The sequence below is a fragment of the Hymenobacter perfusus genome (assembly GCF_003944765.1).
Classification (GTDB): Bacteria; Bacteroidota; Bacteroidia; order Cytophagales; family Hymenobacteraceae; genus Hymenobacter; species Hymenobacter perfusus.
Genome location: NZ_RWIU01000001.1, coordinates 174,804 through 199,129 on the forward strand (window position 1 = coordinate 174,804; position 24,326 = coordinate 199,129).

23 protein-coding genes are annotated in these 24,326 nt (G+C 60.5%); 9 read left to right on the top strand and 14 right to left on the bottom strand.

The genetic code is table 11. From position 1 onward, the window contains the following. Window positions 1–101: 101 nt before the first annotated feature. Window positions 102–1,445: an RIP metalloprotease RseP gene (rseP, locus tag EI293_RS00710; protein WP_125434742.1), complete on the bottom strand. Its 1,344-nt coding sequence runs from the start codon at window positions 1,443–1,445 to the stop codon at window positions 102–104. A gap of 198 nt (window positions 1,446–1,643) precedes the next feature. After that, window positions 1,644–2,819, bottom strand: coding sequence for a 1-deoxy-D-xylulose-5-phosphate reductoisomerase (locus EI293_RS00715; RefSeq protein WP_125434744.1), 1,176 nt, complete (start codon window positions 2,817–2,819; stop codon window positions 1,644–1,646). 159 nt (window positions 2,820–2,978) lie between these two features. On the opposite strand from EI293_RS00715, the gene EI293_RS00720 reads away from it, so the two are divergent. Continuing rightward, window positions 2,979–3,458 (top strand): hypothetical protein, encoded by a 480-nt coding sequence (locus EI293_RS00720; protein WP_125434746.1) that lies wholly within the window; start codon window positions 2,979–2,981, stop codon window positions 3,456–3,458. Between the two features lie 99 nt (window positions 3,459–3,557). On the opposite strand, the gene EI293_RS00725 is transcribed toward EI293_RS00720, so the two are convergent. The 5 genes from EI293_RS00725 to EI293_RS00745 form a co-directional block, all read right to left on the bottom strand. After that, window positions 3,558–4,004, bottom strand: coding sequence for a 3-oxoacyl-ACP synthase (locus EI293_RS00725; RefSeq protein ID WP_125434748.1), 447 nt, complete (start codon window positions 4,002–4,004; stop codon window positions 3,558–3,560). A 43-nt stretch (window positions 4,005–4,047) separates the two neighbouring features. Beyond that, window positions 4,048–4,893: an endonuclease/exonuclease/phosphatase family protein gene (locus EI293_RS00730; protein ID WP_125434750.1), complete on the bottom strand. Its 846-nt coding sequence runs from the start codon at window positions 4,891–4,893 to the stop codon at window positions 4,048–4,050. Window positions 4,894–4,924: 31 nt separating this feature from the next. Beyond that, window positions 4,925–5,407: a hypothetical protein gene (locus EI293_RS00735; protein ID WP_211339455.1), complete on the bottom strand. Its 483-nt coding sequence runs from the start codon at window positions 5,405–5,407 to the stop codon at window positions 4,925–4,927. After that, on the bottom strand, window positions 5,407–5,820 hold the full coding sequence (locus tag EI293_RS00740; RefSeq protein WP_125434752.1) for a hypothetical protein: 414 nt from the start codon (window positions 5,818–5,820) through the stop codon (window positions 5,407–5,409). The genes EI293_RS00735 and EI293_RS00740 overlap by 1 nt, the downstream gene beginning before the upstream one ends. A 92-nt stretch (window positions 5,821–5,912) precedes the next feature. Next, complete coding sequence (locus EI293_RS00745) at window positions 5,913–7,409, bottom strand: GH3 auxin-responsive promoter family protein (RefSeq protein ID WP_125434754.1); 1,497 nt, start codon at window positions 7,407–7,409, stop codon at window positions 5,913–5,915. A gap of 166 nt (window positions 7,410–7,575) precedes the next feature. Between EI293_RS00745 and EI293_RS00750 the strand changes: the two genes are divergently transcribed. Continuing rightward, entirely contained in the window at window positions 7,576–8,004 is a 429-nt protein-coding gene (locus EI293_RS00750; protein ID WP_125434756.1) for an OsmC family peroxiredoxin, read from the top strand. 117 nt (window positions 8,005–8,121) lie between these two features. Beyond that, a complete protein-coding gene (locus tag EI293_RS00755) occupies window positions 8,122–8,601 on the top strand; it encodes a hypothetical protein (RefSeq protein ID WP_125434758.1) in 480 nt (159 codons plus the stop codon). 161 nt (window positions 8,602–8,762) lie between these two features. Here the strand turns inward: EI293_RS00755 and dnaA are convergent, their stop codons facing one another. From dnaA to EI293_RS00775, 4 genes are all read right to left on the bottom strand, one after another. After that, window positions 8,763–10,262: a chromosomal replication initiator protein DnaA gene (gene dnaA / locus EI293_RS00760; protein WP_125434760.1), complete on the bottom strand. Its 1,500-nt coding sequence runs from the start codon at window positions 10,260–10,262 to the stop codon at window positions 8,763–8,765. A 235-nt stretch (window positions 10,263–10,497) separates the two neighbouring features. Further along, the gene (locus tag EI293_RS00765) at window positions 10,498–11,424 is read right to left on the bottom strand and encodes a bifunctional metallophosphatase/5'-nucleotidase (protein WP_125434762.1); all 927 of its coding nucleotides are present in this window, start codon (window positions 11,422–11,424) and stop codon (window positions 10,498–10,500) included. Window positions 11,425–11,548: 124 nt separating this feature from the next. After that, window positions 11,549–12,304: a 5'-nucleotidase C-terminal domain-containing protein gene (locus EI293_RS00770; protein WP_125434763.1), complete on the bottom strand. Its 756-nt coding sequence runs from the start codon at window positions 12,302–12,304 to the stop codon at window positions 11,549–11,551. A 30-nt stretch (window positions 12,305–12,334) separates the two neighbouring features. Then, window positions 12,335–13,564 carry a porin family protein gene (locus EI293_RS00775; protein WP_125434765.1) on the bottom strand — a complete coding sequence of 410 codons (1,230 nt, stop codon included), beginning with the start codon at window positions 13,562–13,564 and terminating at the stop codon, window positions 12,335–12,337. A gap of 172 nt (window positions 13,565–13,736) precedes the next feature. On the opposite strand from EI293_RS00775, the gene EI293_RS00780 reads away from it, so the two are divergent. The 5 genes from EI293_RS00780 (at window position 13,737) to EI293_RS00800 (ending at window position 20,795) form a co-directional block, all read left to right on the top strand. Continuing rightward, window positions 13,737–15,512, top strand: coding sequence for a methylmalonyl-CoA mutase family protein (locus EI293_RS00780; RefSeq protein ID WP_125434767.1), 1,776 nt, complete (start codon window positions 13,737–13,739; stop codon window positions 15,510–15,512). A 126-nt stretch (window positions 15,513–15,638) separates the two neighbouring features. Then, window positions 15,639–17,783, top strand: a complete 2,145-nt coding sequence (gene scpA, locus EI293_RS00785; protein ID WP_125434769.1) for a methylmalonyl-CoA mutase — start codon at window positions 15,639–15,641, stop codon at window positions 17,781–17,783. A gap of 11 nt (window positions 17,784–17,794) precedes the next feature. Further along, the gene (locus tag EI293_RS00790) at window positions 17,795–18,688 is read left to right on the top strand and encodes a hypothetical protein (RefSeq protein ID WP_125434771.1); all 894 of its coding nucleotides are present in this window, start codon (window positions 17,795–17,797) and stop codon (window positions 18,686–18,688) included. Next, on the top strand, window positions 18,688–19,125 hold the full coding sequence (locus tag EI293_RS00795) for a hypothetical protein (protein WP_125434773.1): 438 nt from the start codon (window positions 18,688–18,690) through the stop codon (window positions 19,123–19,125). Before EI293_RS00790 ends, EI293_RS00795 begins: the two co-directional genes overlap by 1 nt. A 227-nt stretch (window positions 19,126–19,352) precedes the next feature. Next, window positions 19,353–20,795, top strand: coding sequence for a Gfo/Idh/MocA family protein (locus tag EI293_RS00800; RefSeq protein ID WP_125434775.1), 1,443 nt, complete (start codon window positions 19,353–19,355; stop codon window positions 20,793–20,795). A 22-nt stretch (window positions 20,796–20,817) separates the two neighbouring features. Here the strand turns inward: EI293_RS00800 and EI293_RS00805 are convergent, their stop codons facing one another. The 3 genes from EI293_RS00805 to EI293_RS00815 all read right to left on the bottom strand — a co-directional run bounded on the left by EI293_RS00805 (window position 20,818) and on the right by EI293_RS00815 (window position 23,196). Next, window positions 20,818–21,258 carry a VOC family protein gene (locus EI293_RS00805; protein ID WP_211339456.1) on the bottom strand — a complete coding sequence of 147 codons (441 nt, stop codon included), beginning with the start codon at window positions 21,256–21,258 and terminating at the stop codon, window positions 20,818–20,820. 136 nt (window positions 21,259–21,394) lie between these two features. Continuing rightward, window positions 21,395–22,516, bottom strand: a complete 1,122-nt coding sequence (locus tag EI293_RS00810; protein WP_170170189.1) for an MBL fold metallo-hydrolase — start codon at window positions 22,514–22,516, stop codon at window positions 21,395–21,397. A 206-nt stretch (window positions 22,517–22,722) separates the two neighbouring features. Next, window positions 22,723–23,196, bottom strand: a complete 474-nt coding sequence (locus EI293_RS00815) for a hypothetical protein (RefSeq protein WP_125434781.1) — start codon at window positions 23,194–23,196, stop codon at window positions 22,723–22,725. Between the two features lie 251 nt (window positions 23,197–23,447). Here EI293_RS00815 and EI293_RS00820 point away from each other — a divergent pair, with 251 nt between their 5' ends. Further along, window positions 23,448–24,182, top strand: a complete 735-nt coding sequence (locus EI293_RS00820) for a metal-dependent hydrolase (RefSeq protein WP_125434783.1) — start codon at window positions 23,448–23,450, stop codon at window positions 24,180–24,182. Window positions 24,183–24,326: the final 144 nt, after the last annotated feature.

Below are 24,326 nucleotides of genomic sequence, written 5' to 3' on the forward strand. Positions count from 1 at the left end.
GGCTGTGCTACGGGCCGGAGCCGAAGGAAGGACAGGGAGTATAAAAGCCGTGCCACCCTTGCGGGCAACACGGCTTTCACGAGGCGGACAACCGCTGCCAGTTACAGACCGAACTTCTTCAGGAGCGGGTTCAGAAACACGAATACCATCAGGCCGAGAATTAGAATCATACCCACTTTTTGGGCATTTTCCAGGAATTTATCGGAGGGCTTGCGGCCGGCAATCATCTCGTAGAGCAGGAATACTACGTGGCCGCCATCGAGGGCAGGAATCGGGAGCAGGTTCATGAAGGCCAGTACCATGGAGAGCATGCCGGTCAGCGTCCAGAACCGGAACCAGTCCCACTTACCGCCGTACTGCTGGGCAATTTCGATGGGCCCGCCAATGGACTTGCGGAACGAAGCTTCGCCGCTGAAAATCTTGCCGAAGGCTTTAATCTGGGTGGTAATTACCCCAAAAGCCTGCTTGGTGCCCACCGGAATGGCTTCTAGCAAACCGTATTCGCGGGTACCGAACTTCAGTAGCGACTTGGGCTTGAAGCCGATTTTCCCGTCGGTATCAACGGCGACTTTGAGCGTGACGGGCTGGCTGGCGCGCTCCACGCGCACGGCGGTGGGTTTGCCGGCGTTGTCCTTCAGGGCTTTCTGCAGTTCGGGAAAGAACTGGATAGGTGTGCCGGCGACCTGCATAATCCGGTCGTTGGCTTGCAGGCCGGCTTTGTCGGCGGGGCTGCCGGGCGTTACTTCCTCCACCACGAAGGGGTCGAGGGGCTGCACGAACCGCTGCTCGCCCTCATCGGCAAGGCGGTCCATGAAGTTATTGGGCACGGGCACGTCGATAAGCTGGCCGGCCCGGTCCACGGTATAGTAGGCATCGTTGCCCAGAATTACGTCGGGGCTGTATACGTCGCTGAAATCGTCGAACGGGCGGCCGTTGATCTTCACGATTTTATCGCCTTGGCGGAAACCCATCTCCTTACCCAACGCATTCGGAATCACGCCAAATCGGGCTTCCGAAGCCGGCAGGTAGCTTTCGCCGTAGCTGAAGGTCATCAGCGAGAAGATGACGATGCCGGTAATGACGTTCATGATGATACCGCCCAGCATCACAATCAGGCGCTGCCAGGCTGGCTTGGCCCGGAACTCGTTGGGCTGGGGCTCGGCGGCGAGGCTGTCGGCGTCCTGGGTTTCGTCGATCATGCCGTGGATGGCCACGTAGCCGCCCAGCGGGAACCAGCCCAGGCCGTACTCCGTTTCGCCGATTTTCTTTTTGAACAGGGCGAAGTTCATCACCCCGGGCAGCGGAAACAGGAAGTCGAAGAAGATGTAAAACTTATCGACCCGGATTTTGAAATATTTGGCGGTGGCAAAGTGCCCGAATTCGTGCAAGCCAACCAGTATGGAGAGGCCCAGCAGCATTTGCCCGGCCATGATAAGTCCTGTCAACGGAATGGAAGTAATGGGGTGATGAATTGAGCTACCCCAACCCCTCCCCTCCGGGAGAGGGGCTCTAGCCTCAGCTTTCTAGAAATCTAGATTACTATAGTTAAAGCCCCTCTCCCGGAGGAGAGGGGTTGGGGTGGGGTTCCGCCGCTACAAACAACGAACCGAACCGCCGGGTTCGGCGGATGGGCGGTCAAGGTGTCAGGCGCGGAAGCCGGCCAGTTCCCGGGCCACCCGGCGCGTTTCCTGGTCGGTGAGCACGTAGTCCTGCAGCGAGGGAGCGGCAAGGTACGAAACCCGGGCGAGGCTGGACTCCACCACATCGGACATTTCGAGGAAGCCGATTTCGTCGCGCAGGAAGGCCGCCACCGCAATTTCGTTGGCCGCGTTGAGGATGCAAGGCGCGTTGCCACCGCGCTGCATGGCCTCAAACGCCAGGGCCAGGTTGCGGAAGGCACTAGTATCGGCCTCCTCGAAGGTGAACTGGGGATAGTCGAGGAAGCGGAAGCGCGGGAAGTTGTTGGCCAGCCGTTGCGGGTAGCCCAGCGCGTACTGAATGGGCAGCTTCATATCGGGCAGGCCGAGCTGGGCCTTCAGGGAGCCGTCCTCGAACTGCACCAGCGAGTGAATGATGCTCTGGGGATGCACGACCACCTCAATCTGCTCGTTGCGCAGCCCGAACAGCCACTTGGCCTCAATCACCTCCAGCCCTTTGTTCATGAGCGAGGCCGAGTCGATGGTGATTTTGGCCCCCATGTCCCAGTTGGGGTGCTTGAGGGCCTGCGCCTTCGTGACTTGGGCCAGCTGCTCGCGGCTACGGCCCCGAAACGGCCCGCCCGAGGCCGTGAGGACGATTTTCTCGATGGGGTTCTGCTCCTCCCCTACCAGGCACTGGAAGATGGCGGAATGCTCGGAATCGACGGGCAACAGGCGCACGCCGTGCTCCTGCACCAGCCCGGTGATGAGCTGGCCGGCCACTACCAGGGTTTCCTTGTTGGCCAGGGCAATGTCTTTGCCGGCCCGGATGGCGGCCACCGTGGGCAGCAGGCCGGCGTAGCCCACCATGGCCGTCAGCACCACGTCGGTATCGGGACGGGCGGCTACTTCGGTGAGGGCGGCGGCCCCGGCCAGCACCTCGGTTTCGGGCTGATTGGCTAGCGCATCGCGCACCTGCTGGTATTTGCTTTCGTCGCCGATAACCACGGCGGCGGGCCGGAACTCGCGGGCCTGCTGCACCAGCAGCTCTGCGTTGGACTGCGCCGACAGGGCCGTGACGGTAAACCGCCCGGGCTGGGCGCGCACCACCTCAAGGGCCTGCGTGCCGATGGAGCCGGTGGAACCGAGCAGGCTGACGCGTTTGGGAAATTCGGAGGGCATCAAGAACGGAAGGTCAGGAGCGGGAATATTTGCGGATAGTTACGCGGTAAAAGTACGGTGAAGTTTGGCTTGCTGCGGCGGGCACCGGATTTCGACGGAGTTGGCCTTACGGCTTGAAAACCGCGTACTTTCGCTTTTCCGCCCTCAGTTTCTGCTGCCGTGACCGAACCCGCCGCTACCCCTTCCGCTTTTGACAAAGCCCGCACGGGCCTCTGGACCAGTCTGCAAAAGCACCTAACAAGCGTGTACGCCGCCGAAAAGGACTTTCGGGCCGCTACCCGCTTTACCGATACCTTCCCCTTTTCGGCCGCCAGCCTGGAGCCCCAGCAGCTGCTCGATTACCAGCACCAGCGGGCAGTACTGCGCGACCTGTACGTGGACGAAACCTCCCAGCTCGATAGTCTGGTAAAAGCCGTGCGCCTGAAAAGCTACCCCGAAGACGACAAGAAGCTGCTGTTCCTGATGATTCTGGGCTACATGGACCTGGCCGAAACCGTCTTCGCCCTGCTCGACACCCACCGCCCCACCAAGCTGGAGCCCGATGAGGAGCTGGAAGAAGCCGCCGCCCGCTTCGAGCGGGTACGCAACTTCACGCGCCTCAACATCCGTGGCCTGGGCAGCCTGTTGCCGCGGGTGTAAAACGAATTATCATTCCGAGCAGCGCAAGGAATCTGGTCGGACCGTTGCATAATTCACCCAGATTCCTCGCGTTGCTCGGAATGACAGTCTCCGTTCAATTTACTCAACGGCCGTAACCCGGACCGGCTTGCCGTTGAACACGGCTGCCTCCCCGGCCCGTTTGCCAGCCAGGGCGGCCGCCACCGGCGCGGCGGCCGATACGGCAAAGTAGTCCTGGCCCTCCACGGTGAGCTTGCCCGCGCTGATGCCGAGGTAGAACGTGCCCATGCTGGTACGCACTAGGGCCCCGGGCCGCACGTTGTCGCAGGGCAGGACGGGGTTGATGCGCTGCAGCTCGCCCTGAAGCTGCTGAGCCTGCTGAAGCTGGATGGCGTTCCGGTCCCGCTCGTTCTGGGCCATGGCGCGGCCGGTTTCGTACTTGTCGCCGGCGCTGCTCTTGGTTTCGGAGTTGGCCGATTCCTGGGCGGCCCGGATGGCGGCCTGGCAGGCATCGATGCGCTCCTGCACGTAGGCCAGGCAGAGGGCGTGGAGGTGGGGTTTGAGCATTAGCTTACTTAACTGACTTCGCAAATTATTGGGCTGCACTTTCTCACCGCTGCACCACGTTCACCAGCACCGGAAAGTGGTCGGAGGGGTACAGGCCGCGCATGGAATCGGTGAGGACGGCGTAATCGAGGACGGAGAACTGCCGGCTCACGAAGATGTAGTCGATACGGTCAGTGAGAGTAGCATCTAGCTTGAAGCCATTGAACGTGCCCACGGGGCCGTAGGGCGGCTGCCGGGTAATACGGAAAGCATCCTGCAGCAGCGTCTGCATCGTTTGGATTTGCTCGGTTTCGGGGGTGGAGTTGAAGTCGCCGACGCAGATAACCGGAGCCGCTTTAGCTATTTCCTTGATCTTCTGCACCATCAGCCGGCCCGACTGGCGGCGGGCTTCCAAGCCCTCGTGGTCGAAGTGGACGCTGAAGAAGAACAGCTCCTTTTTGGTGGCAAGGTCCCGGAACCTGGCCCAGCTGCAGATGCGGTTGCAGCATTTGGCGTCCCAGCCTTTGGAGGGCTGGTCGGGCGTCTGGCTTAGCCAGAAGTCGCCGGATTGCAGCAGTTGCAGGCGGCTTTTCCGGTAGAAGATGGCCGAGTGCTCCCCGGCCTCCTGGCCATCGTCGCGGCCGTGGCCCACGAAGCTGTAGTCCGTTAGCTCGGCCACGTAGTTGAGCTGGCCGCGGAAACCTTCCTGGGTGCCAAACACGTCGAAATTGTGGTAGCGCACCAGGTTTTTAACCAGCTCCTTGCGGTTGGGCCAGGCATTCATCCCGTCGCTGGCCACGTTGAGGCGCAGGTTGTAGGTGGCTACCCGCAGGGGTTGGGCGGGCTTCTGGGCGATGGTAGGGCGGCTCCCGAGCAGGCAGCTCAGCAGCACCAGAAAAAGCAGGCGCATGAAGAAAATAGTTAATGGAAGGCGGGGCAAATTACGGGTTCTGGCTTTCCCCGGCACTTTCAGCTGGGCTACCTCCTACGGCCCTCCGCACGGCGGCTACCCACTCCGCATCCTCTGGCGGCGCCACCAACACCCGAAAGCCGTACCGTTCGCCTTCCAGCCGCACGCCTTCAGAGTCATCTACCAGCAGATTAATACCGAATGTGGGCGGGTGCTTGGTACAGCGTACCCTAACGTGCCGGTCGTGCCACTGCTGGTTTACTACGCCATCCAGCCGGATACCGTGCAGCCAGAACAGCCGCCGGATGTACCACGCGCTGCGGTACGAGGTGGTGTATACCCATACCTCCCAGCCCTGCGCCCGGCAAAATCTGGCTGCTTGTACTATCCCTTGCCGTAATCCTTCGCCCCCAAACAACCGGGCCAGCAGCGGCCAGCGGGGCTGCTCCAGTGGAAACAGGTAGTTGTTGCGGATGAGCGTATTGTCGAGGTCGAAGGCGAGGCGCACAGGCATCAGCTTTTATAGGCGTCCCAGTACAAATTTTCATACTCATTCTGGGGCCATGCAACAAGCTTATTACCCAAATCATTGAGCCCGGCAATATCAACGGGAATGGCGAATTCCAACCGGTACGGCCCCGGCTGCACTCGGTCATCAGCAACCAGCACCCGCAGGGCAGCGTGGCCCTCCTCATCGTAGCAGATAGCAGTAAGCACTATTTCTGCTTCCCTGTCTATGCGGAGCGTCACGCTATGGGTTGGGCTGTGAGGGAAGGTCTGCAGCTCCTTCCCAAACTGTTGCCACGTTTTCCGGTCGGCGTACACTTCCACCTCCGTTACCAGCTGGCCAAAACGGATAGTTAGTGCAAAGCTGTAACTATCATACGTAACACTCCACGCCGAAATCTGTAGGCTACCAGTCTTCATATCGGAGATTTTGAAAAAGAAAGACAGACCCATTGCGAGGAGTTGCTGGGCTAAGGGCAGTGGTCAGAACAGTTCTCAAGAATTAAAAAAAGCTATCCAACGCCCAACAGCCCCTTGGCCAGCGCTCGGTCGTTGCTGAGGCGGGGCACTTTGTTCTGGCCGCCGAGCTTGCCCTGGCTTTTCATGTAGCGCTGGAAGGACCCGGCCGGCAGGGCCGTGAGCTGCAACGGGGCCAGGATGTGGCCGCGCAGCAGGTCGTCGTAGTACACGTTGCGCTGGCGCAGGCCCGCGTCGAGGGCGGCGGCGAAGGTGGCGGCATTGTGGGGCGGGCGGGCGAATTCCACCAGCCACTGGTGGCGGGAGGGCACGGCGGGGTCGTCGCTTACCTGGGGAGCCACGGTAAACTCCACCACTTCCACCTCGGGATGCTGGCGCATGGCTTCGCGCAGGGTCTGCTCCACTTCCTCGGCAATAACATGCTCGCCAAAAGCCGACAGGAAATGCTTGATGCGGCCCGTGACCACCACCCGGAACGGGTAGCGGCTCACGAAGCGCACCGTGTCGCCGAGGGAGTAGCCCCAGAGGCCGGCGTTGCTGCTGAGCACCACGGCGTACTGGCGGTCCAGCTCCACATCGGCCAGAGTGCAGCGGGGCGGGTTTTTCTCAAAAAACCGCTCGGCCGGCACAAACTCGTAATAGATACCCGCGTCCAGAAGCAGCAGCAGGCCGGGGTTGCCGGGCTCATCCTGAAAAGCCAGAAACCCTTCGGAGGCCGGAAACAGCTCCACGCTGTCCACGGGCCGGCCGATGGTTTCCAGCAGCTTTTTGCGGTAGGGCTCGAAGTTGACGCCGCCGTACACGAACAGGTCGAAATCGGGAAACACCTCCCCCACCGGCCGGCCCGTGCGCTGCACAATCCGGTCGAAATACATCTGCACCCAGGGCGGAATCCCCGAAATCAGGGTCATACGCTCGGGCAGGGTTTCGTCCACAATCCGGTCGAGCTTGGTTTCCCAGTCCTCGATGACGTTAGTGGCGTAGCTGGGTAGCTGGTTGCGGCGCAGGTAGGCCGGCACGTGGTGGTTCACGATGCCCGAGAGCCGGCCCGTGTGAATGCCGCCCACCGTTTCCAGCTCCGGGCTACCCGACAAAAACATCAGCTTGCCATCCAGAAACCGGCTTTTACCCGTTTTGTGCACGTAATGCAGCAACGCATCCCGCGCGCCGTTGAGATGGTTGGGAATGCTGTCTTTGGTCAGCGGAATGTACTTGGCGCCGGAGGTGGTGCCGCTGGTTTTGGCCAGGTACAGCGGCTTGCCGGGCCAGAGCACGTCGGCCTCCCCGGTTTTTACCCGCTCGAACCAGGGCTTCAGGGCTTCATAGTCGCGCACGGGCACTTGCCAGGCAAAATCCTGGGCCGTACGCACGCCTTCCAGGTGGTGAGCCTGCCCAAAGGCCGTGCCTGCGCCCCGCGCCAGTAACCCGCGCAGCACCCGTTGTTGGGTACCGATGGGGTCGTGCTGCCACTTGGCGTACTGGCGGGCAATGTAGGCGGCCAGCGGCCGGCTCAGGGTAGATTTCAGGCCCATGAATGGTGACGTTGTGGAAGGTGACGTTGGGAAAAGAGCACCCTCTTCTCAACCGACACTATTCAAAGGTACACTTCCGGCCATTTTTCGCCAGAAGCATCAAGCTTATCCTTTGCGGCTTCTTTCCCGTACTGCCTGCACAACCTCACCCTTCACAACTTCACTTATGATCAACCAACGTGGCACGGCCGAATGGAACGGCGACATTAAAGGCAGCGGCGAAATTTCCACCCAAAGCGGCACTGTAAAAGCACCCTACTCGGTAGGCGCACGGTTCGAGGGCCAGAAGGGTACCAACCCCGAGGAACTCATCGGCGCGGCCCACGCCGGCTGCTACACCATGTTTCTGAACAGCATTCTGAGCAAAGACGGCAAAGCCGTTAAACACCTGCACACCGAATCGAAGGTGACGCTGGATACCTCGGGCGAGGTGCCCAAGGTTGTAAAAATCAGCCTCAGCACCGAAGGCGAAGTGGAAGGTATTTCGCAGGAGGAATTTCAGCAGTACGCCGAGAAGGCCAAGGAAAACTGCCCCATTTCCGTACTGCTGAAAGCCGTGCCGGAAATGGAGCTGGCCTCGGCCAAGCTGAAATAGCCGGTTAACATCAGAACGTCATTCCGAACCGGCTCGGAATGACGTTCTGGTGGTTACTCGCCACTCATAACCGGCAACTCCTTACTTTTGCGGGTCAAATAGACTTTTCTGTTTTCTATGCATCCTGACTCTACCCGCATTCGTCTGCAACCCGCCAACACGCAGCGCATCCCGTTCTGGGGCCAACTCTTTCTGGGCTTCCTCTGGATTGGCTACACGGTGGCACTCATTGTAACGGGCGCGGGAGCCAGCGACTTCCACTTCCTGCATTATCTGTTCCTGTTGTTCAGCTTGGTGTACGTGGGCTACGTGCTGGTGCATAATGCGCCTATTTTCGGTACGCAGAGCTACCTGGAATTCACGCCGGCTTACATCGTACACAAGGACGGACTATTCCGCCCCAAGCAGGCCCTGGCCGCCGAGGAAATCAGCGGGCTGGAACTGGCACCGCAGCAATTGCGGGTGCAACTGAAAGAAGGCAACACGCTTAACCTGAGCCTGCGCCAGGTAAAGGGGACCAAGCGTAAGCGCATGCTCCGCGAACAGGTTCGCGCCTTCGCCGCCAAACACAGCATTGCCCTGCGCGACGTGCAGTAACGACCGTCATTGCGAGGACGAAGCAATCCGTCCTTTTCAAAGTCCCAGCTTCTGACTTACGCAAAAGCCCCTGACGCCAGCCCGAGCGTCAGGGGCTTTCTGTACACCTATGTTTGGGGTCTCGGAAAGGACGGATTGCTTCGTCCTCGCAATGACAGCTGCTACCGGCCCGCGAATTTCTTACGCAGCTCTATGATGGTGCTGCGGAAACTCTTGTCGGAGTCAATCAGATCCGAGACGGTTTGCACGGAGTGGATGACGGTGCTATGGTCACGGCCGCCGAAGTGGTGGCCGATGCTCTTGAGCGAATGGCTGGTGTGCTCCTTGGCGAAGTACATGGCCACCTGCCGGGCCGTAACCACCTCTTTCTTGCGGGTTTTGGCCTTCAGCAAGTCCAGCGGCACGCTGAAATACTCGGCGCAGGTTTTCTGGATGAAGTCAATATTGACCTCCGCTTCCACTTCCTCAATGATGTGGCGCAGGGCCTGCTTGGCCATTTCCAGGTCAATTTCGCGGCGGTTGAGGCTGCTCTGGGCCACCAGGGAAATCAGGACGCCTTCCAGCTCCCGCACGTTGGTGTTCACCGAATGGGCCAGGTACTCCACCACCTGCGGCGGAATATCAATGCCATCCTGCTGCATCTTGTTCTGGATGATGGCCATGCGCGTCTCGAAGTCGGGACTTTGCAGGTCGGCCGTCAGGCCCCACTTGAAGCGGGAGAGCAAACGGTCTTCCAGCCCCACTAGGTCGCGCGGCGGCCGGTCGGAGGTCATCACAATCTGCTTGCCAGCCTGGTGCAGGTGATTAAAGATGTGGAAGAACATCTCCTGGGTTTTGTCCTTGCCCGAAAGAAACTGCACGTCGTCCAGAATCAGGATATCCACCAACAGGTAGAAGTTGGCGAAGTCCTGGACCTGGTTGGAGCGCAGGCTTTCGATAAACTGGTTGGTGAACTTCTCGGCCGACACGTAGAGCACAAACTTATCGGTGTTCGTGGCCTTGATGTGGTTGCCGATGGCCTGCACCAGGTGGGTTTTACCCAGCCCCACGCCGCCGTAAATCATGAGCGGGTTGAAACTGGTGGTACCCGGCTTGTTCGCCACGGCCAGCCCGGCCGAGCGCGACAGGCGGTTACAGTCACCTTCAATGTAGTTCTCGAAGGTGTACGTGGTGTTCAGCTGCGACTTAAGGTAGTCGCGCTCAATGGTTTTACTGGCCTCGAAGGGGTTGCGCAGGGTAGCCGGCGTAGGGGCCGGGGCCACCGAGGCGGCCGCCACGTTACGGGCCGAAGCCGTCATGGCACTAGTGGCCATAGCCGTAGCCGCCGGGGTAGAAGAAGCCGCCGGTCCCGCCGATTTGCGGGCCGTGGGCAGGTTCAGGGTGCGGGGTTTCTGCTGGGCATTGCCCTGGTCCACCACGATGCTGTACTCCAGACGGCCATCGGGGCCTAGCTCCTGATGAATAGCCCGTTTAAGCTCCTCCACGTAGTGCTCCTCCAAGAACTCGTAGAAGTAGGTGCTCGGCACCTGAATCAATAAAATATTATTATGGAGCTGTACCGGCACGATGGGTTGGAACCACGTTCGGAAGCTCTGCTCACCAATCGTTGCCTTGATGACGCGAAGACAGTTGGCCCATACGGTTCGACAATCCTTCAGCATCAATCAGATAGGGCAAAAGCAACGGGGGTGCAGGTGAGGGGAAGGACAGGACGGCGCAGGACTTCAGAAGGCCTGTTTTTTCTAGGGGGAGACAAAAATGTGGAAAACTCAGGAGACAAAAAAACCGGCCATCTCTTGCATTTCCCACCCTTGCACCAAGTGCGTTATCAGTTACGCGTTGTCAGTTGCCAGTCGTATGTTCCTGGCAGCTGACAACGCGTAACTGATAACTCATTTAGGCGGCCGTGATGGGTACTACGGCGGTGGCGGCTACCGTGGGGCGGCTGCCACGCTCGAAGGTATAATCGAGGCGGCCCAGGTTGATGCCCGACCAGCCCACCTGATTTACCAGCGTGGCGTGGCCGTTGGGGCTGGCAATGGACTCAGGTTGTTCCAGGAACGTGTGGGTGTGCCCGCCTAGTATCAGGTCGATACCGCTTACTTGGGCGGCCAGCTTCCGGTCGTCAATTTTGGCCGACTCGTACTTGTAGCCCAGGTGCGAAAGGCAGATAACCAAGTCGCACTTCTCGGCTCCGCGCAGTTTCGTTACCATATCCTTGGCTACGGCCACGGGGTCGAGGTACTTGGTGGCCCCGAAGTTCTTGTCGGCTACCAGCCCGGCCATTTCGATGCCCAGCCCGAACACTCCGATGCGGAGGCCCTGCTTTTCGAACACCTTATAGGGCTGGAATTTACCGGCCAGAATGGTGCCTGTGAAGTCGTAATTGGCAATCAGGAAAGGGAAGGTGGCGTTGGGCAGCTGCTTCTGCAACCCTTCCAGGCCGTTATCGAAGTCGTGGTTGCCGAGCGTGCTGGCGTCGTACGCCATCTGGCTCATGAGCTTGTACTCCAGCTCGCCCTGGAAAAAGTTGAAGTAGGGCGTCCCCTGCCAGATGTCACCGGAATCCAGCAGCAGCACGTTGGGCTCCTGCTTGCGGATCTGCTCGATGAGCGTAGCGCGCCGGGCCATCCCGCCCATCCCGGCCCACTGGGCGGCATTGTCGGGGAAAGGCTCGATGCGGGAGTGCATATCGTTGGTGTGCAGAATGGTCAGGCGCAGGGCCTTTTTATCGGCGGCCGCAGCAGGCAGCGCAGCCGCGCCCATCAGGCCCAGAGAAGCGGCCCCCAGGCCGGAGTATTTCAGAAATTCGCGACGGTCCACGGTTGGAATGTGCTGAATGTGATGGAATGGGAGAAATGTGAAAATGTGATTGGGGCCTAAGGGAAGACGTTACCGCGAAGTTTCATTCCGCACATCCGTCCTCATTCCCCTCACATGGCTCACATTAAAACTTCACCCGGCCTTCTACTTTGGCCTCGATGGGTTTGCCTTGCTTGGTTTGCTCCTGGATGTACTCGGCAATGGCGGAGCGCAGCAGCACGCCGGTGCCACGCGGCTTGAGGGCTTTGAAGAACACCATGTTGTCGCCACCCCCGGCCAGGTAGTCGGAAATGGCGATGGTGTAAGTGCGGGCGGCGTCAAAGGGCTGCCCATTGATGAGAATGTTCTGGGCCTTACCATCGGCCCCTACCGTGTAGGTAGCGCCTGAAACGGCCATTTTGATGCGGTTTGCATAGTCGAACAGCTGCTGTACCACGGCCCCGGAAGCATCCAGTACCACCAACTCATTCTCAAAAGGCATTAGCTCAAACACCGAGCCCATGGTCACGGCCCCGGCCGGAATGGGTGCCCGTAGCCCCCCGTTCGACATCACGCCCAGATCAACGGGCTGGTTCAGCTCCCGGCTGGCGCGCACCCGCTGTATATCCCCCACGAAGTTAGCCAGTGGCGACTCGCCGCTGTTCTTGGTGATGGCTGCCGGAGCCTGGCCTATCACGGCCGTCATCTGGTCGGTAACACGCTGGCGGTAGGGCGCAATGGTAGCGGCGGCCTGGGCGTTATCAGCCAGGGCTTTGCCTACGGGCTGGGCCGTAACGGGGGCCAGTTGCGCCTTGGGCAGGTAGCCCCCGTTACGGCAGGCCGAAAAGAGCAGGCCGGTGGCCAGCCACAGCCCCAAGCTACGGTTTACAAATTTGTTCATTGGGCAAAGGTAAGGCGAGAAACCGGAGACCTACTTCGTGAGGTCGTAGCTCAACAGTCCAAAAATCCTGGTGACGGCAGTGGTAGTGCCAGTAACTGTTGAGAAACCATTACCCCGTTCCAGTCGCGCTTCAACCCCTAATTTACGCTGTCCTTCTTTCCCGATGCGCAATCCTATTCCTCCTGTACCCAGCAGTTCGAATCGGCGAATGGTTCTGTCAACAACTAATCCTACTCCAGTTGGATTGATGGTGAATGTTGGGAACAGATATAGGTGCGACTTTTCTTCTAAGGCAAAGCCTCCGCCGAAGCCAAGTTGGAGATAAGGTCGCACTTTGCCTTTGCGTGCGGTATACCGTAATATCAGAGGCATCCGAATGTAGCTCAAAGTAAGTGGGGCCGATGCCGCGCCGTTTCCAGTACCGGAAGACGAGTAAACAGTGTACTCTTGCGCGTGATAGTATGCCTCCAACTGCAGCGAGAGTTTCTCGCTAACCGCCGGTATCGTTAAATTTACTCCAAGGCCAACAAGGGGATCAACTGACCCAGCGTATTTTCCATCTGAGTTAAATGAGCTGCCTGTAATAGAAAGCGTACTAGTGCCCGCGCCAGCTAATACTAACAGCGTCAGATGGTCTTTGGGCCGCTGACCCATATTGGTGTTGCGAGGCACCTCGGAAGCTGAACAGTTATTGTAGCGGGTTACAAGATCAGCCAGTGCCTGCGCGCGTAAAGGTAGGCGTAGAATATATCGTTGCACGGCCGGGCAGTCCTGGAACGCGGTGGCAAGAGTATTCCGGTAAATAAATTGCTCTTCGCTAACAAACTGGTTGTCCTGTTGCACCCGTACTGTGCGCTGCACCAATTCTACTACGGGCTCCGCAGCCACGCCCAGATAGTAGCGCTCTTTGTCGGCACCATCACGGAAACTATAGACGCTGGCCTTGCCGGCGGCCAGGATTTCCAAAAAGTACTGCTGGCGCTGGCTGGCGGTGTCGGTGATAATTTTGTGCGATTCGTATAACCGGACGCGGGGAAAGCCGTAGCCCCGGATCTGGGCTGGAGTATACTCGGTTACCTCAGCTCCGGCAGCGGTGCGGAAACGAGCTTGGCGGGCACTGCGCTGCGCGCCACGGTAATCCACTTCTCCGCGCAGCGTGTCGCCGCTTAAAGTCACAACGTAGCCTGGTACAAAGTTAGTTTGAGCAGAGAGGTCAATAGCAGCTAGCAGGAATACAATTGACAGTAAGAGTTTTTTCATGTACGCAGAAACAGAAGGAGTGTAAAAAGGGTGTTTTGCGAGTTGGGCCAGAGGTAAAGGTACACGTATTGTTGAGTGGTGACAAAGCTGGCTTTCCCCTCCCGAACCGGTATCTTTAGCCCCGCCCCTGCGGGCTTCCCGTTCACCCCACCCCACCCCACTCCGCCGCCTTATGGCCGATTCGCCGCGCCCCGCGCCTGTTTCGTTTTCTGAGTTTGATGCCCTGACCACCGCCCAGTGGCAGGAGCGTATCACCCGCGACCTGAAAGGAAAAGACCCCGCCGCCCTTACCTGGCAAACGCCCGATGGCTTTTCCGTGCAGCCTTTTTACCACCAGGAAGCTCTGGCAGCACTGGGTGGCAGCCCCGCCCCCCAGGTACGGCCGGCCCGCTGGCGCAACGTGCCTACCTACCAGGTGCCGGCCCTGGAGCGCGGCCACGCCACCATTCATCGGGCCGCCGAAGCCCTCACGCGGGGAGCCGACGGCGCGCACTTCGTACTGGCCCATGCCGAAGGCTTCGATGTGGAGTACCTGCAGCAGCACATGGCGCTGGCCGACACCTACGTCGGCTACACGGTGCGCGGGGGCAGCAGCGCGCTGCTGGCGCGCCTGGCCGCTTTAGGCACAGCCCCGCGCGGCTTTCTGGTTACCGACCCCATTACCCGCCATTCGCCCAACCTGCCGGCCCAGCTGGAGGAAGTCCGCCAGGCGGTGCAGCTGGCCCGGTCCTGGCCGGAATTCAAGGCGCTGGGGCTGGATATGGCGTTCTACAGCAACCGGGGCGCTACCGTCACCCAGCAGCTGGCCTTCACCCTGAGCACGGCCGCCGCCTACCTGAGTGAGCTGCCCAACGCCAGCCTCGCGGTGGCCGACGTGGCCGCCGCCATGCAGGTACAGATTGCTGTGGGGCCGAACTACTTCTTTGAAATTGCCAAGCTGCGGGCGTTGCGCCGCCTGTGGGCTACGCTGCTGCACGCCTACGGCCTGCCCGCCGAGCTGGCCACCGAGCTGCCCGTCTTCGCCAGTACGGCCACCTGGAGCCAGACCACCCTCGACCCGCACACCAACCTGCTACGCACCACCACCGAGGCCATGAGCGCCGTGCTGGCCGGGGCCGATGCCGTGAGCGTGGGCGCATTCGACTGCCTGTTTCACGCTCCCAACGAGTTTGCCGAGCGCCTGGCCCGCAACCTGCCAGTGCTGCTGCGCGAAGAAGCCGGCCTCGACAAGGTGCAGGACCCGGCCGCCGGCTCCTACTACCTCGAAACCCTCACCGACCAGCTGGCCCGCGAAGGCTGGGCACTGTTCCAGAAAGTGCAGGCCCAGGGCGGACTACCAGCCGCTACCGGCCTGGTGATGCAGGAGCTGCACGCCTCGGCCCAGGCGCAGTTCCGGCGCATTGCCACCGGCGAACAGGTGGTGGTGGGCACCAACAAATTCCAGAACCCCCACGAAACCTTCGACTACAACCCCAAGCGCCTGCTGCGCAGCCGGGACTTCGACAGCACCCGCGCCACCTACCCGGCTGAGGTGCTGCGCCTGGCCACGGCCCTGCACTTTGAGCGCCGGGAGAAAAAGAAGAAGCGGGCGGCCCTGGTGCTGCTGGGCGCCCACACCAACCAGATTATCCTGGAATCCTTCCTGCTGACGCTGCCGGAGCAGGAGCGCCCCGAGCTGCGCGACTCGCACCCCGAAGGTACGCTGTCGGTCCTGTTTTCCTCGGCCGAGGAGGCCACGCTCATGTACGCCACGCCCGAACAGTTCGGCCGCCTGGCCCGCGCCATCAGCCACGTCCCCATCGACGAGCCGAACTTTACTCCGGAGCCCCTGCTCACCGCCGACCTAGCCACCTTGCAGGAAGCCGTGCAGCTGTTCGGCTTCCAGGAATTCTCGGTGGAAGGCTACACCACCGAAGCCGTACTGGCCCGTTTGCAGGGGAAGAAGTGATTTAGTGAAATGGTGAATTAGTGAGCTTGATGTGCTGGTATCATGACCCATAACACTGGGGCCAGCAACATTTTCAACTTTCTATTTCCTCCACTCGCTGAATCGCTAAATCACTAAATCACACACATGAAGCCCGACTTCTCAACTATAGCCTACGACGCGGCCACGCTGCCCGCGCCGGCCCCTGCTTCTGAGGCCACTACCGCTACGCCCGAGGGCATTGCGCTCAAGTCTTTCTATACCGCCCACGACGTGCAGCACCTCACCCACCTCGGGTTTGGGGCCGGGCAGGCGCCCTACCTGCGCGGGCCCTACAGCACCATGTACGTGCAGAACCCGTGGACCATCCGCCAGTACGCGGGCTTCAGCACGGCCGAGGAAAGCAACGCCTTTTACCGCCGCAACCTGGCCGGCGGCCAGAAGGGCCTGTCGGTAGCCTTCGACCTGGCTACGCACCGGGGCTACGACTCCGACCACCCGCGCGTGGTGGGCGACGTGGGCAAGGCCGGCGTGGCCATCGACTCAGTGGAAGACATGAAGTTGCTGTTCGACCAGATTCCGCTGGACCAGATGTCGGTGTCGATGACCATGAACGGGGCCGTGCTGCCCATTATGGCCTTCTACATTGTGGCGGCCGAGGAGCAGGGCGTGAGTTCCGATAAGCTCACGGGCACTATTCAGAACGATATTCTGAAGGAGTTCATGGTGCGCAACACCTACATCTACCCGCCCGAGCCGAGCATGCGCATCATTGCCGACATCTTCGCCTACACGGCGCGGCACATGCCCAAGTTCAACAGCATCAGCATCTCGGGCTACCACATGCAGGAGGCCGGCGCCACCGCCGATATTGAGTTGGCCTACACCCTGGCCGACGGCGTGGAGTACGTGCGCGCCGGTCTGCAGGCGGGCATGACCATTGATCAGTTTGCGCCCCGGCTGTCGTTTTTCTGGGCCATTGGCATGAACCACTTCATGGAAATTGCCAAGCTGCGCGCCGGCCGGCTGCTGTGGGCCAAGCTCATCAAGCAGTTCGGAGCCGAAAACCCCAAGAGCTTGGCCCTGCGCACGCACTGCCAAACCTCGGGCTACTCGCTCACCGAGCAGGACCCGTTCAACAACGTGGCCCGCACCGCCATTGAGGCTTTGGCCGCGGCGTTGGGCGGCACCCAGAGCCTGCACACCAACGCCCTCGACGAGGCCATTGCCCTGCCCACCGACTTCTCGGCCCGCATTGCCCGCAACACCCAGCTCTACCTCCAGCACGAAACCGACATTACCCGCGTGGTGGACCCCTGGGGCGGCTCCTACTACGTGGAAACTCTCACCCACGAGTTGGCCGATAAAGCCTGGGCCCTGATTCAGGAGGTGGAGGAGCTGGGCGGCATGGCCAAGGCCATTGAAACCGGCCTGCCCAAAATGCGCATCGAGGAGGCCGCCGCCCGCAAGCAGGCCCGCATCGACTCGGGCAAGGAAACGGTGGTGGGCGTGAACCGGTACCGCGTGGACGAGGCCAGCAACATCGAGGTGCTCGACATCGACAACGATGCCGTGCGCGAGTCGCAAATTACCCGCCTCAACCACATCAAAGCCACCCGCGACAACGCCGCCGTGCAAGCCGCCCTGGCCGCCCTGACGGAAGCCGCCCGCTCCGGCGCCGACAACCTGCTGGCGCTGGCCGTACACGCGGCGCGGCTGCGGGCTACGCTAGGCGAAATTTCGGATGCGCTGGAGGCCGTGTATGGTCGCCACCAGGCCACTATCCGCGCCATTTCGGGCGTGTACTCGCAGGAAATGAACTACGACGAGGAATTTGCCAAGGCCCGCCAGGCCGCCGACGACTTTGCCGCCCAGGAAGGCCGCCGCCCCCGCATGATGGTGGCCAAAATGGGCCAGGACGGCCACGACCGGGGCTCCAAAATCATTGCCACCAGCTTCGCCGACGTGGGCTTCGACGTGGACATTGCCCCCCTCTTCCAGACGCCCGCCGAGGTAGCCCGCCAGGCCGCCGAGAACGACGTGCACGTGGTGGGCGTGAGCAGCCTCGCCGCCGGCCACAAAACCCTGATTCCGCAGCTGATCGGGGAACTGCAGCAGCTCGGCCGTGAGGATATCCTCGTCATTGCCGGCGGCGTCATCCCCGCCCAGGACTACGATTTCCTCTACAACGCCGGCGTGGCCGGCGTCTACGGCCCCGGGACGGTTATTGCCGTAGCCGCCCAGGAGATTTTGGGGAAGCTTGGGAGTAACTTTAATCTTTCAAATTTTTAATCATATTTCACATGAACCTAATAGAAATAGCCAATCTCATTCGAAATAACATACAAAATATCAAATATGAATATAAATATTTAAGTGGTGAACAAAATCCTTATTACCTTCAAGGTCTAGGAAGATTAAGATTGGGATTGAGGAACATAAAAAATATACCTTATATACAAGATGAATTAGATAAAATTGAATCAACCTGGTTGTTTAAAAGTGATGCCGATGAAACACGTGTTGACTATAGTAAAAATAGCGAAGTAGAGCCATACATTAAAAAAATACAAACTGGCCTCGAGTATCTCCTAAGGGTCTATAATTCATCAAATTATGCTAACTCTGAGGATGTTATATATATTAGGCTTCCTGAACTACATTCGTTTGAAGAGCTTGCTAGGACAGCTAACGATCTAAGAAAGTCTATCGAGATACCTGTTCAATTAGATGATATAGGAGGTGATGTTGAGATTGTGTCCGCTGAAACTGGATCAATATGGTTAATTGTTTCAGTTGGATCGATAGCTGCCATAAATTTAGTAGGCTCTTTATGCTGGGCAGCAATGGTTCTTAGGAAAAAGCATTTAGAAGCCAAAATATTTGAACAACATTTAAAAACATTAGAATTAAAAAACTCAGCCATTGAAGATTTTATAATGGCGCAAAAATCTCAACTTAGCAATATTTTAGCAAACGAAGCCGAAGCAATTTCTAACAAACACTACAACAGAAATGAGCCCGAAAATATTGAAAGATTAAAGTTATCCATTAATACTATAGCAGATTTAATAGAAAAAGGAACGCAAATATTGCCTGCATCTAAAGATAGTGACACACAAAAATTATTTCCAGACTATAATAAAGGCAGCTTAATTGAATCAAGTATCAAACAAATAATGGGCTCATCAATATAATGCGCATTCACGACATCGACCAAGCAGACGCCGACATTGACTACTTCGCCACCGATGCGGCCGGGCACGTTGTGCACGTTGCGTCCGGGGGCGGGGTGCTGCCGGAATCGGTGGCGGCGGATGAGGTGGCGCTGCTGGAGCTGCACCAGTATTTCCTGACGCGACCGGAAACCGATTCGGCAGTGGCGGCCGCGCCGGCGGTGGCCCAGGACGGGGCCTACCCGGGAGCCGCCCGTTACGCCCGGCGCGGGCTGTTCTCCTTCGCCAAAACCCGCCTGCACGAGCGCACCGATACGCGCTACTACGCGGTGGCCCGGCCGCTGCGGCCCCTCACCCTGGCCGAGCTGCCCCCGCCGCTGGCGGAGCTGCTGGGGCGCACCCGGCTGCCGGGCTCCGCCGCCGAGCTGGACACTCTTGAAGCCGCCAGCATCTTGTAAACTCCCAGCCCGGTCCGTTGCTAGCGGGCCGGGCTTTTTTGGGCGTGTTGGGGAAGTTGAGGTGCGGGGCAAGTGCAAGGCCGCTGGTACGGGCGGGGTAGTCTGTATCCTGCTGATTTTGCCTACCTTCAGAATATACCCTCTTCGCGCCCAGCCGGATACGCAGGTCGGCCCGACCAACCGCCGGGGGTGCCTGGTTTCTGTTCCGCCTCCTAGCCACCCCACCCATGAGCCAGCTTCCACCTCTGCCCTCCCGGCGCGAATTTATCAAGCAGAGTACCGCCGCAGTAGCCACGTTCATGATTGTGCCGCGCTTTGTGCTGGGCGGCAAGGGCTACACCGCCCCCAGCGACCAGCTGGTAGTGGCCGGGGTGGGCGTGGGCGGCAAGGGCGAAAGTGACCTGGCCTCGTTTGCCAAAACGGGCAAAGTGCGCATCGGCTACCTCTGCGACGTGGACGACCGGCGGGCAGCCCGCTCCGTGCAGGCTTTCCCGCAGGCCAAATACTACAAAGACTGGCGGCGGCTGCTCGATAAGGAAGCCAAGAACTTCGATGCCGTGTCGGTTTCTACCCCCGACCACACCCACGCCGTGGTGGCGCTGGCGGCCATGCAGCTGGGCAAGCACGTGTATGTGCAGAAACCGCTCAGCCACGACCTGTACGAAGCCCGCGCCCTCACCGAAGCCGCCAAACGGTACCCAGTGGTTACGCAGATGGGCAACCAGGGCGCTTCCGGCGACGGGGTGCGGCAGCTGCAGGAGTGGTACGACGCCAACCTGATTGGCAAGGTGCACACCGTGTACTGCTGGACCGACCGGCCCGTGTGGCCCCAGGGCATAGCCTGGCCCGCCCCGGCCGCCGGCGTGCCCCCGGAGCTGGACTGGGACCTGTGGCTGGGCACGGCCCCCGCCCGGCCCTATATCGATAAGCTGGTGCCCTTCAACTGGCGCGGGTGGTGGGACTACGGCACCGGGGCCCTCGGCGACATGGGCTGCCACCTGATGGAAGCGCCCTTCCGGGTGCTGGGCCTGCAGTACGCCAGCGCCGTGCAGGCCAGCGTGGGCAGCGTATATGTGGATGAGTTCAAGCGCGGCTACTTCCCCAACAGCTGCCCGCCTTCCAGCCACGTTATCCTCACCTTCCCCCAAACCGACAGGAGCAAGCAGGAGGTAACCCTGCACTGGATGGACGGCGGTATTCAGCCCGAACGCCCGGAGGAGCTGGGCCCGAACGAGCGGTTCGGCGACGGGGGCAACGGCATTCTGTTCATCGGCAAAAAAGGCAAGATGATGGCCAGCACCTATGCCGCCGAGCCCCGCCTGCTGCCTACTGCCCGCACCCAGGAAGCCCGCGTAAAACCCACCCTGGCCCGCGTGCCCGGCGGGGCCGACGGCCACTATGCCCAGTGGGTGGAGGCCTGCCTGGCCGGCTACGGCAACCGGCCCGTCAGCTCGCCGTTTGAGCTGGCCGGGCCCCTGACCGAGGCCCTGCTGATGGCTAACCTCGCCATTCGGGGCTACGACGTGCAGCGGCCCAAAACCACCGGCCCCGGCTTCGAGTATCCCGGCCGCGGCATCGAGCTACTCTGGGACCCGCAGCAGCTGCGGGTAACCAACTTCGAGGACGTCAACCGCTTTGTGAAGCGCGAGTACCGGCCGGGCTGGCAGTAGCGGCCCTTGGCTAGCGAGGGGCCTAAAAACGGTCGTCGTTGACTTCTATCCAGTAGTTGTCGGGGTCCTGCAGGTACACTTGCTTCACGCCGTCGGGCCGGAGGGTCGTCTGTTTTTCCTCGCCGCTCCAACTGCGGTACCGGGTGGTGGTGGCGTTGAGGTGGGCCATGAATTTCGGCAGACTTTTCACCCGGAAAGCCAGGTGAGTGTCTTTGGCATGGTCCTCTACCCGCGCGGCTCCCTGAATAAGATGCAGTTGACTGTGCGGCCCCATCCGAAACCAGACGTGCCGACCGTCCTTGAACGGCTCCGGAATCTGCCGCAGCCCCAGCACGTCGCGGTAGAAGGCCGTGCTTTTCGGTAAGTCATACACATACAGGGCAATATGGTTGAGAGCCGGCCGAAGCTGGGCTACCGCCGGCCCGACGGTCAGGACCACTGCCAGCGCAACAACTTTCCTCATTCTCGTGTGTGCCATCGGAGTTGCGACGGTGAAAAAGATGAAACGGTTTAACTCAAGCGGCAGACTACAACCAGAAGTGAGCCAGGCACCATCCGGAGGGCATGCCACACGCTGCGCGCTGCCGCGTAGCGACTCCTTACTGCCACCACCGCTGCTGCGGTAGAGGCTGCCCCAGCACGATGGGCTGGCCCAGCTCGGGGGTGGCAATGGGCAACTGGTGCAAAGCGGCGGCGGCGGTAGCGCGGCGCACCGGCTCGTTCCAGGCGTGGTGGGCCTCGGTGAAGGCACCCCAGTGTACCGGCAGCATGGCGCGGGCCCGCACATCGAGAGCGGCCTGCACGCTCTGCTCGGGCAGCATGTGAATCTGCGCCCAGTTGGCATCGTACTGGCCGCATTCCAGCAGGGCCAGGTCGAAGGGACCGTGCTGCTGGCCGATGGCGCGGAAGTGCTGGCCGTAGCCCCCGTCGCCGCTGTAGAACACGCGGTGAGCGGGCGTTTTGAGCACCCAGGAGCTCCAGGAAGTAGAATTGCGGTTGGTGAGGCCCCGGCCCGAGAAATGCCGGGCCGGCGTACTCACGATGGTCAGGCCCGGCAGCTGCACCGAGTCCTGCCAGTTCATTTCCTGCACGCGGGAGGCCTCCACGCCCCAGGCCCGCAGGTGCGCGCCCACGCCCAGCGGCACGTAAAAGTGCGCCACCTTATCCTTGAGTTGCAGAATGGTTTGGTAGTCGAGGTGGTCGTAGTGGTCGTGGGAAATCAGCACCGCGTCGATGGCCGGCAGCTGCCCGGCCGTAATGGCGAGGCTGGGGTTGTAGCGCTTAGGCGTCACCCAGGCCAACGGCCCCATTTTCACGCTCAGCATCGGGTCGAACAGGATGTTTTTGCCCCCGATTTCCACCAGTGACGCCGAGTGGCCGAACCACGTCACGCGCACCAGATTGGGCGTTTTGCGGGTGATGCTGAGCGAATCGAGCGGGCGGGTGGACAGGGGCGCGGCCGGGGCGGCGTTGGGCACTTTGGTAAACAAAAAACGCCACAGCACCGAAAACGTGCTGCCGCCGGTCATCACCTCGGTGGGTTCCAGGTTCTGAAATTCGCCGTCGTGGTAGCGGCCGGTGCGGGCGTAGGCGGCCTGCTCGGCTTTGGTAGGTTTGCCGCCCAACTCGGGGCTGAGGTTGGCGAAGGCCACACCCGCCACTACCAGCACCGCCAGCAGCACCAGGGCCAGCCGGCCGGTCAGTTTCAATAATCTGCGCATAGATAGTCGTTGAAGTCGGCCGAAAACAGCCATCGGTAAGGTAGTCGGATTGAGGCGGGAAATATTGCAGCGGCGCTCTGCCCAAGCAGAATGCGACCGTCATGCTGAGCATGCCGAAGCATGACCGTTCGATACTTCCCCAATACGGCACAACCCCGTCCGGTTGCCCGGACGGGGTTGTGTCACAAACGAAGTATCGGCCGGAATTAGCTGCGGCTGCCGGTGTCGCGCCGCTCGAAGCCGCCGCGCTGCTTGCCACCCGGGCGGTTGCCCATCTGACGCATCCGCTCCTGGCGCTTGGCCTCAAACTGAGCGTACTGCTTTTTCGACAGTACATCCTTCAGCTTCTTGTCGGTGCTTTGGCGGATGCTCTGGGCCTGGGCTTTGTGCTGGCTGCGGTCCTGGCCCGACTGGCCGCGCAACGCCTGCATCTGCTGCTGCTGCTCCTGGAAAATCCGGGCGACTTTATCTTTTTGCTTGCTGCTCAGATCCAGCTCCTTGGCCATGGCATCCAGGCGTTTCTGCGGATCATGGGCGGCGCGCTGGCCTTTGCGGTGGTCTTTATCGTGGTCATCCTGGCGCTGCTCCTGGCCACTGATGGCCCGGGCGGCGAAGGAAGGCTCGGCGGCGGCAGCAACCAGACCGAGGAAAAGGGCGAAACTCAACAGGTGCTTTTTCATGGGAAAAGGAAAATGGAAAGTGAAATTCAGTGGAAAGTGAAACGGTGTGTTCTGCCTCCCTCCTTTCAAACCAAGTGCCGCGTCCGGCCCCAACGAAGCCAGAATCCAGCAAGCCCGCTGAATAACCGACCAACTCCCCCTTTTATTCGCCCTAACCCCGGCAGGCTCTGGGCCGGGCCGAGTGCGGGAGCCACAAACCCGTACTTCACGCCCTACCTTGCCTGCCGGTTTCCTTCCTCAACGCCTTTCCTATGCCTGTCACCACGCAACTGCAGCTACTCGGCCACGCTAGTTTCCGCATCACCACGCCTGAAGGTCACATCATTCTGCTGGACCCGTGGCTGACGAACAACCCCTTCGTGCCGGAACCCCTGCGCCACCCCGAGCGCACCGACCTGGTGCTGCTCACCCACGGCCACGACGACCACCTCGACGCCGAGCTGCCCGCGCTGCTGGCCCGTACCGGAGCCAAAGTGGCTGCTCCTGCCCCCGTTCGGTTTTATCTGCAGGAACAAGGCGTGCCAGCCGCGCAGTGCGAGGCCATGAACGTGGGCGGCAGCATTGACGTGCTGAACCTGCGCCTGACCATGACCGTATCCCACCACGCGGCCCACGTCGATTTGCCGGGCAGCGGCACCAGCCACCACCACGAAGGTGTAGGCTTTATCCTGCGCTTCTCCGACGACACGGTGCTCTACGCCGCCGGCGACACGGCTCTATTCGGAGACATGCGCCTGCTGGCCGACCTCTATGCTCCCACTGTGGCCCTGCTGCCCATCGGCGACCGGTACACGATGGGGCCGCGCGAAGCCGCCCACGCCGCTCATCTGCTACGGGTGCCGCACGTCATACCGTTTCACTACGGCACGTTTCCGTCGTTGGTGGGCACGCCGGAGCAGCTACGCAGCCACCTTGCTGCGGCCGACGCGGTGACGGTGCACGAGCTGGCGGCCGGCGAAACGCTGGATCTGGGAGAACTACGGTAGGCTTAAACTGGCCCTGCCGGAACGGCGGCTGCAAACCGGCGGGCCGATTGAAGCAGGCGCATGTTGCTACGCCTTCGTGCAAATGGATCAAACGACAACCGGTCCGGCGGGCTACGCCCGCCGGACCGGTTGTCGTTTGTAACC

Excerpts from the sequence above, each read along its gene's own strand:
- EI293_RS00795 (WP_125434773.1), top strand. The coding sequence starts at position 18,688 with ATGCGCATTCACGACATCGACCAAGCAGACGCCGACATTGACTACTTC.
- EI293_RS00715 (WP_125434744.1), bottom strand. The coding sequence starts at position 2,819 with ATGCCCTCCGAATTTCCCAAACGCGTCAGCCTGCTCGGTTCCACCGGC.
- EI293_RS00770 (WP_125434763.1), bottom strand. The coding sequence starts at position 12,304 with ATGAACAAATTTGTAAACCGTAGCTTGGGGCTGTGGCTGGCCACCGGC.
- EI293_RS00820 (WP_125434783.1), top strand. The coding sequence starts at position 23,448 with ATGCCTGTCACCACGCAACTGCAGCTACTCGGCCACGCTAGTTTCCGC.
- EI293_RS00790 (WP_125434771.1), top strand. The coding sequence starts at position 17,795 with ATGAACCTAATAGAAATAGCCAATCTCATTCGAAATAACATACAAAAT.
- EI293_RS00730 (WP_125434750.1), bottom strand. The coding sequence starts at position 4,893 with ATGCGCCTGCTTTTTCTGGTGCTGCTGAGCTGCCTGCTCGGGAGCCGC.
- EI293_RS00800 (WP_125434775.1), top strand. The coding sequence starts at position 19,353 with ATGAGCCAGCTTCCACCTCTGCCCTCCCGGCGCGAATTTATCAAGCAG.
- EI293_RS00740 (WP_125434752.1), bottom strand. The coding sequence starts at position 5,820 with ATGAAGACTGGTAGCCTACAGATTTCGGCGTGGAGTGTTACGTATGAT.
- EI293_RS00810 (WP_170170189.1), bottom strand. The coding sequence starts at position 22,516 with ATGCGCAGATTATTGAAACTGACCGGCCGGCTGGCCCTGGTGCTGCTG.
- scpA (WP_125434769.1), top strand. The coding sequence starts at position 15,639 with ATGAAGCCCGACTTCTCAACTATAGCCTACGACGCGGCCACGCTGCCC.
- EI293_RS00815 (WP_125434781.1), bottom strand. The coding sequence starts at position 23,196 with ATGAAAAAGCACCTGTTGAGTTTCGCCCTTTTCCTCGGTCTGGTTGCT.
- EI293_RS00780 (WP_125434767.1), top strand. The coding sequence starts at position 13,737 with ATGGCCGATTCGCCGCGCCCCGCGCCTGTTTCGTTTTCTGAGTTTGAT.
- EI293_RS00745 (WP_125434754.1), bottom strand. The coding sequence starts at position 7,409 with ATGGGCCTGAAATCTACCCTGAGCCGGCCGCTGGCCGCCTACATTGCC.
- EI293_RS00775 (WP_125434765.1), bottom strand. The coding sequence starts at position 13,564 with ATGAAAAAACTCTTACTGTCAATTGTATTCCTGCTAGCTGCTATTGAC.
- EI293_RS00750 (WP_125434756.1), top strand. The coding sequence starts at position 7,576 with ATGATCAACCAACGTGGCACGGCCGAATGGAACGGCGACATTAAAGGC.
- EI293_RS00735 (WP_211339455.1), bottom strand. The coding sequence starts at position 5,407 with ATGCCTGTGCGCCTCGCCTTCGACCTCGACAATACGCTCATCCGCAAC.
- EI293_RS00755 (WP_125434758.1), top strand. The coding sequence starts at position 8,122 with ATGCATCCTGACTCTACCCGCATTCGTCTGCAACCCGCCAACACGCAG.
- EI293_RS00805 (WP_211339456.1), bottom strand. The coding sequence starts at position 21,258 with ATGAGGAAAGTTGTTGCGCTGGCAGTGGTCCTGACCGTCGGGCCGGCG.
- dnaA (WP_125434760.1), bottom strand. The coding sequence starts at position 10,262 with ATGCTGAAGGATTGTCGAACCGTATGGGCCAACTGTCTTCGCGTCATC.
- EI293_RS00725 (WP_125434748.1), bottom strand. The coding sequence starts at position 4,004 with ATGCTCAAACCCCACCTCCACGCCCTCTGCCTGGCCTACGTGCAGGAG.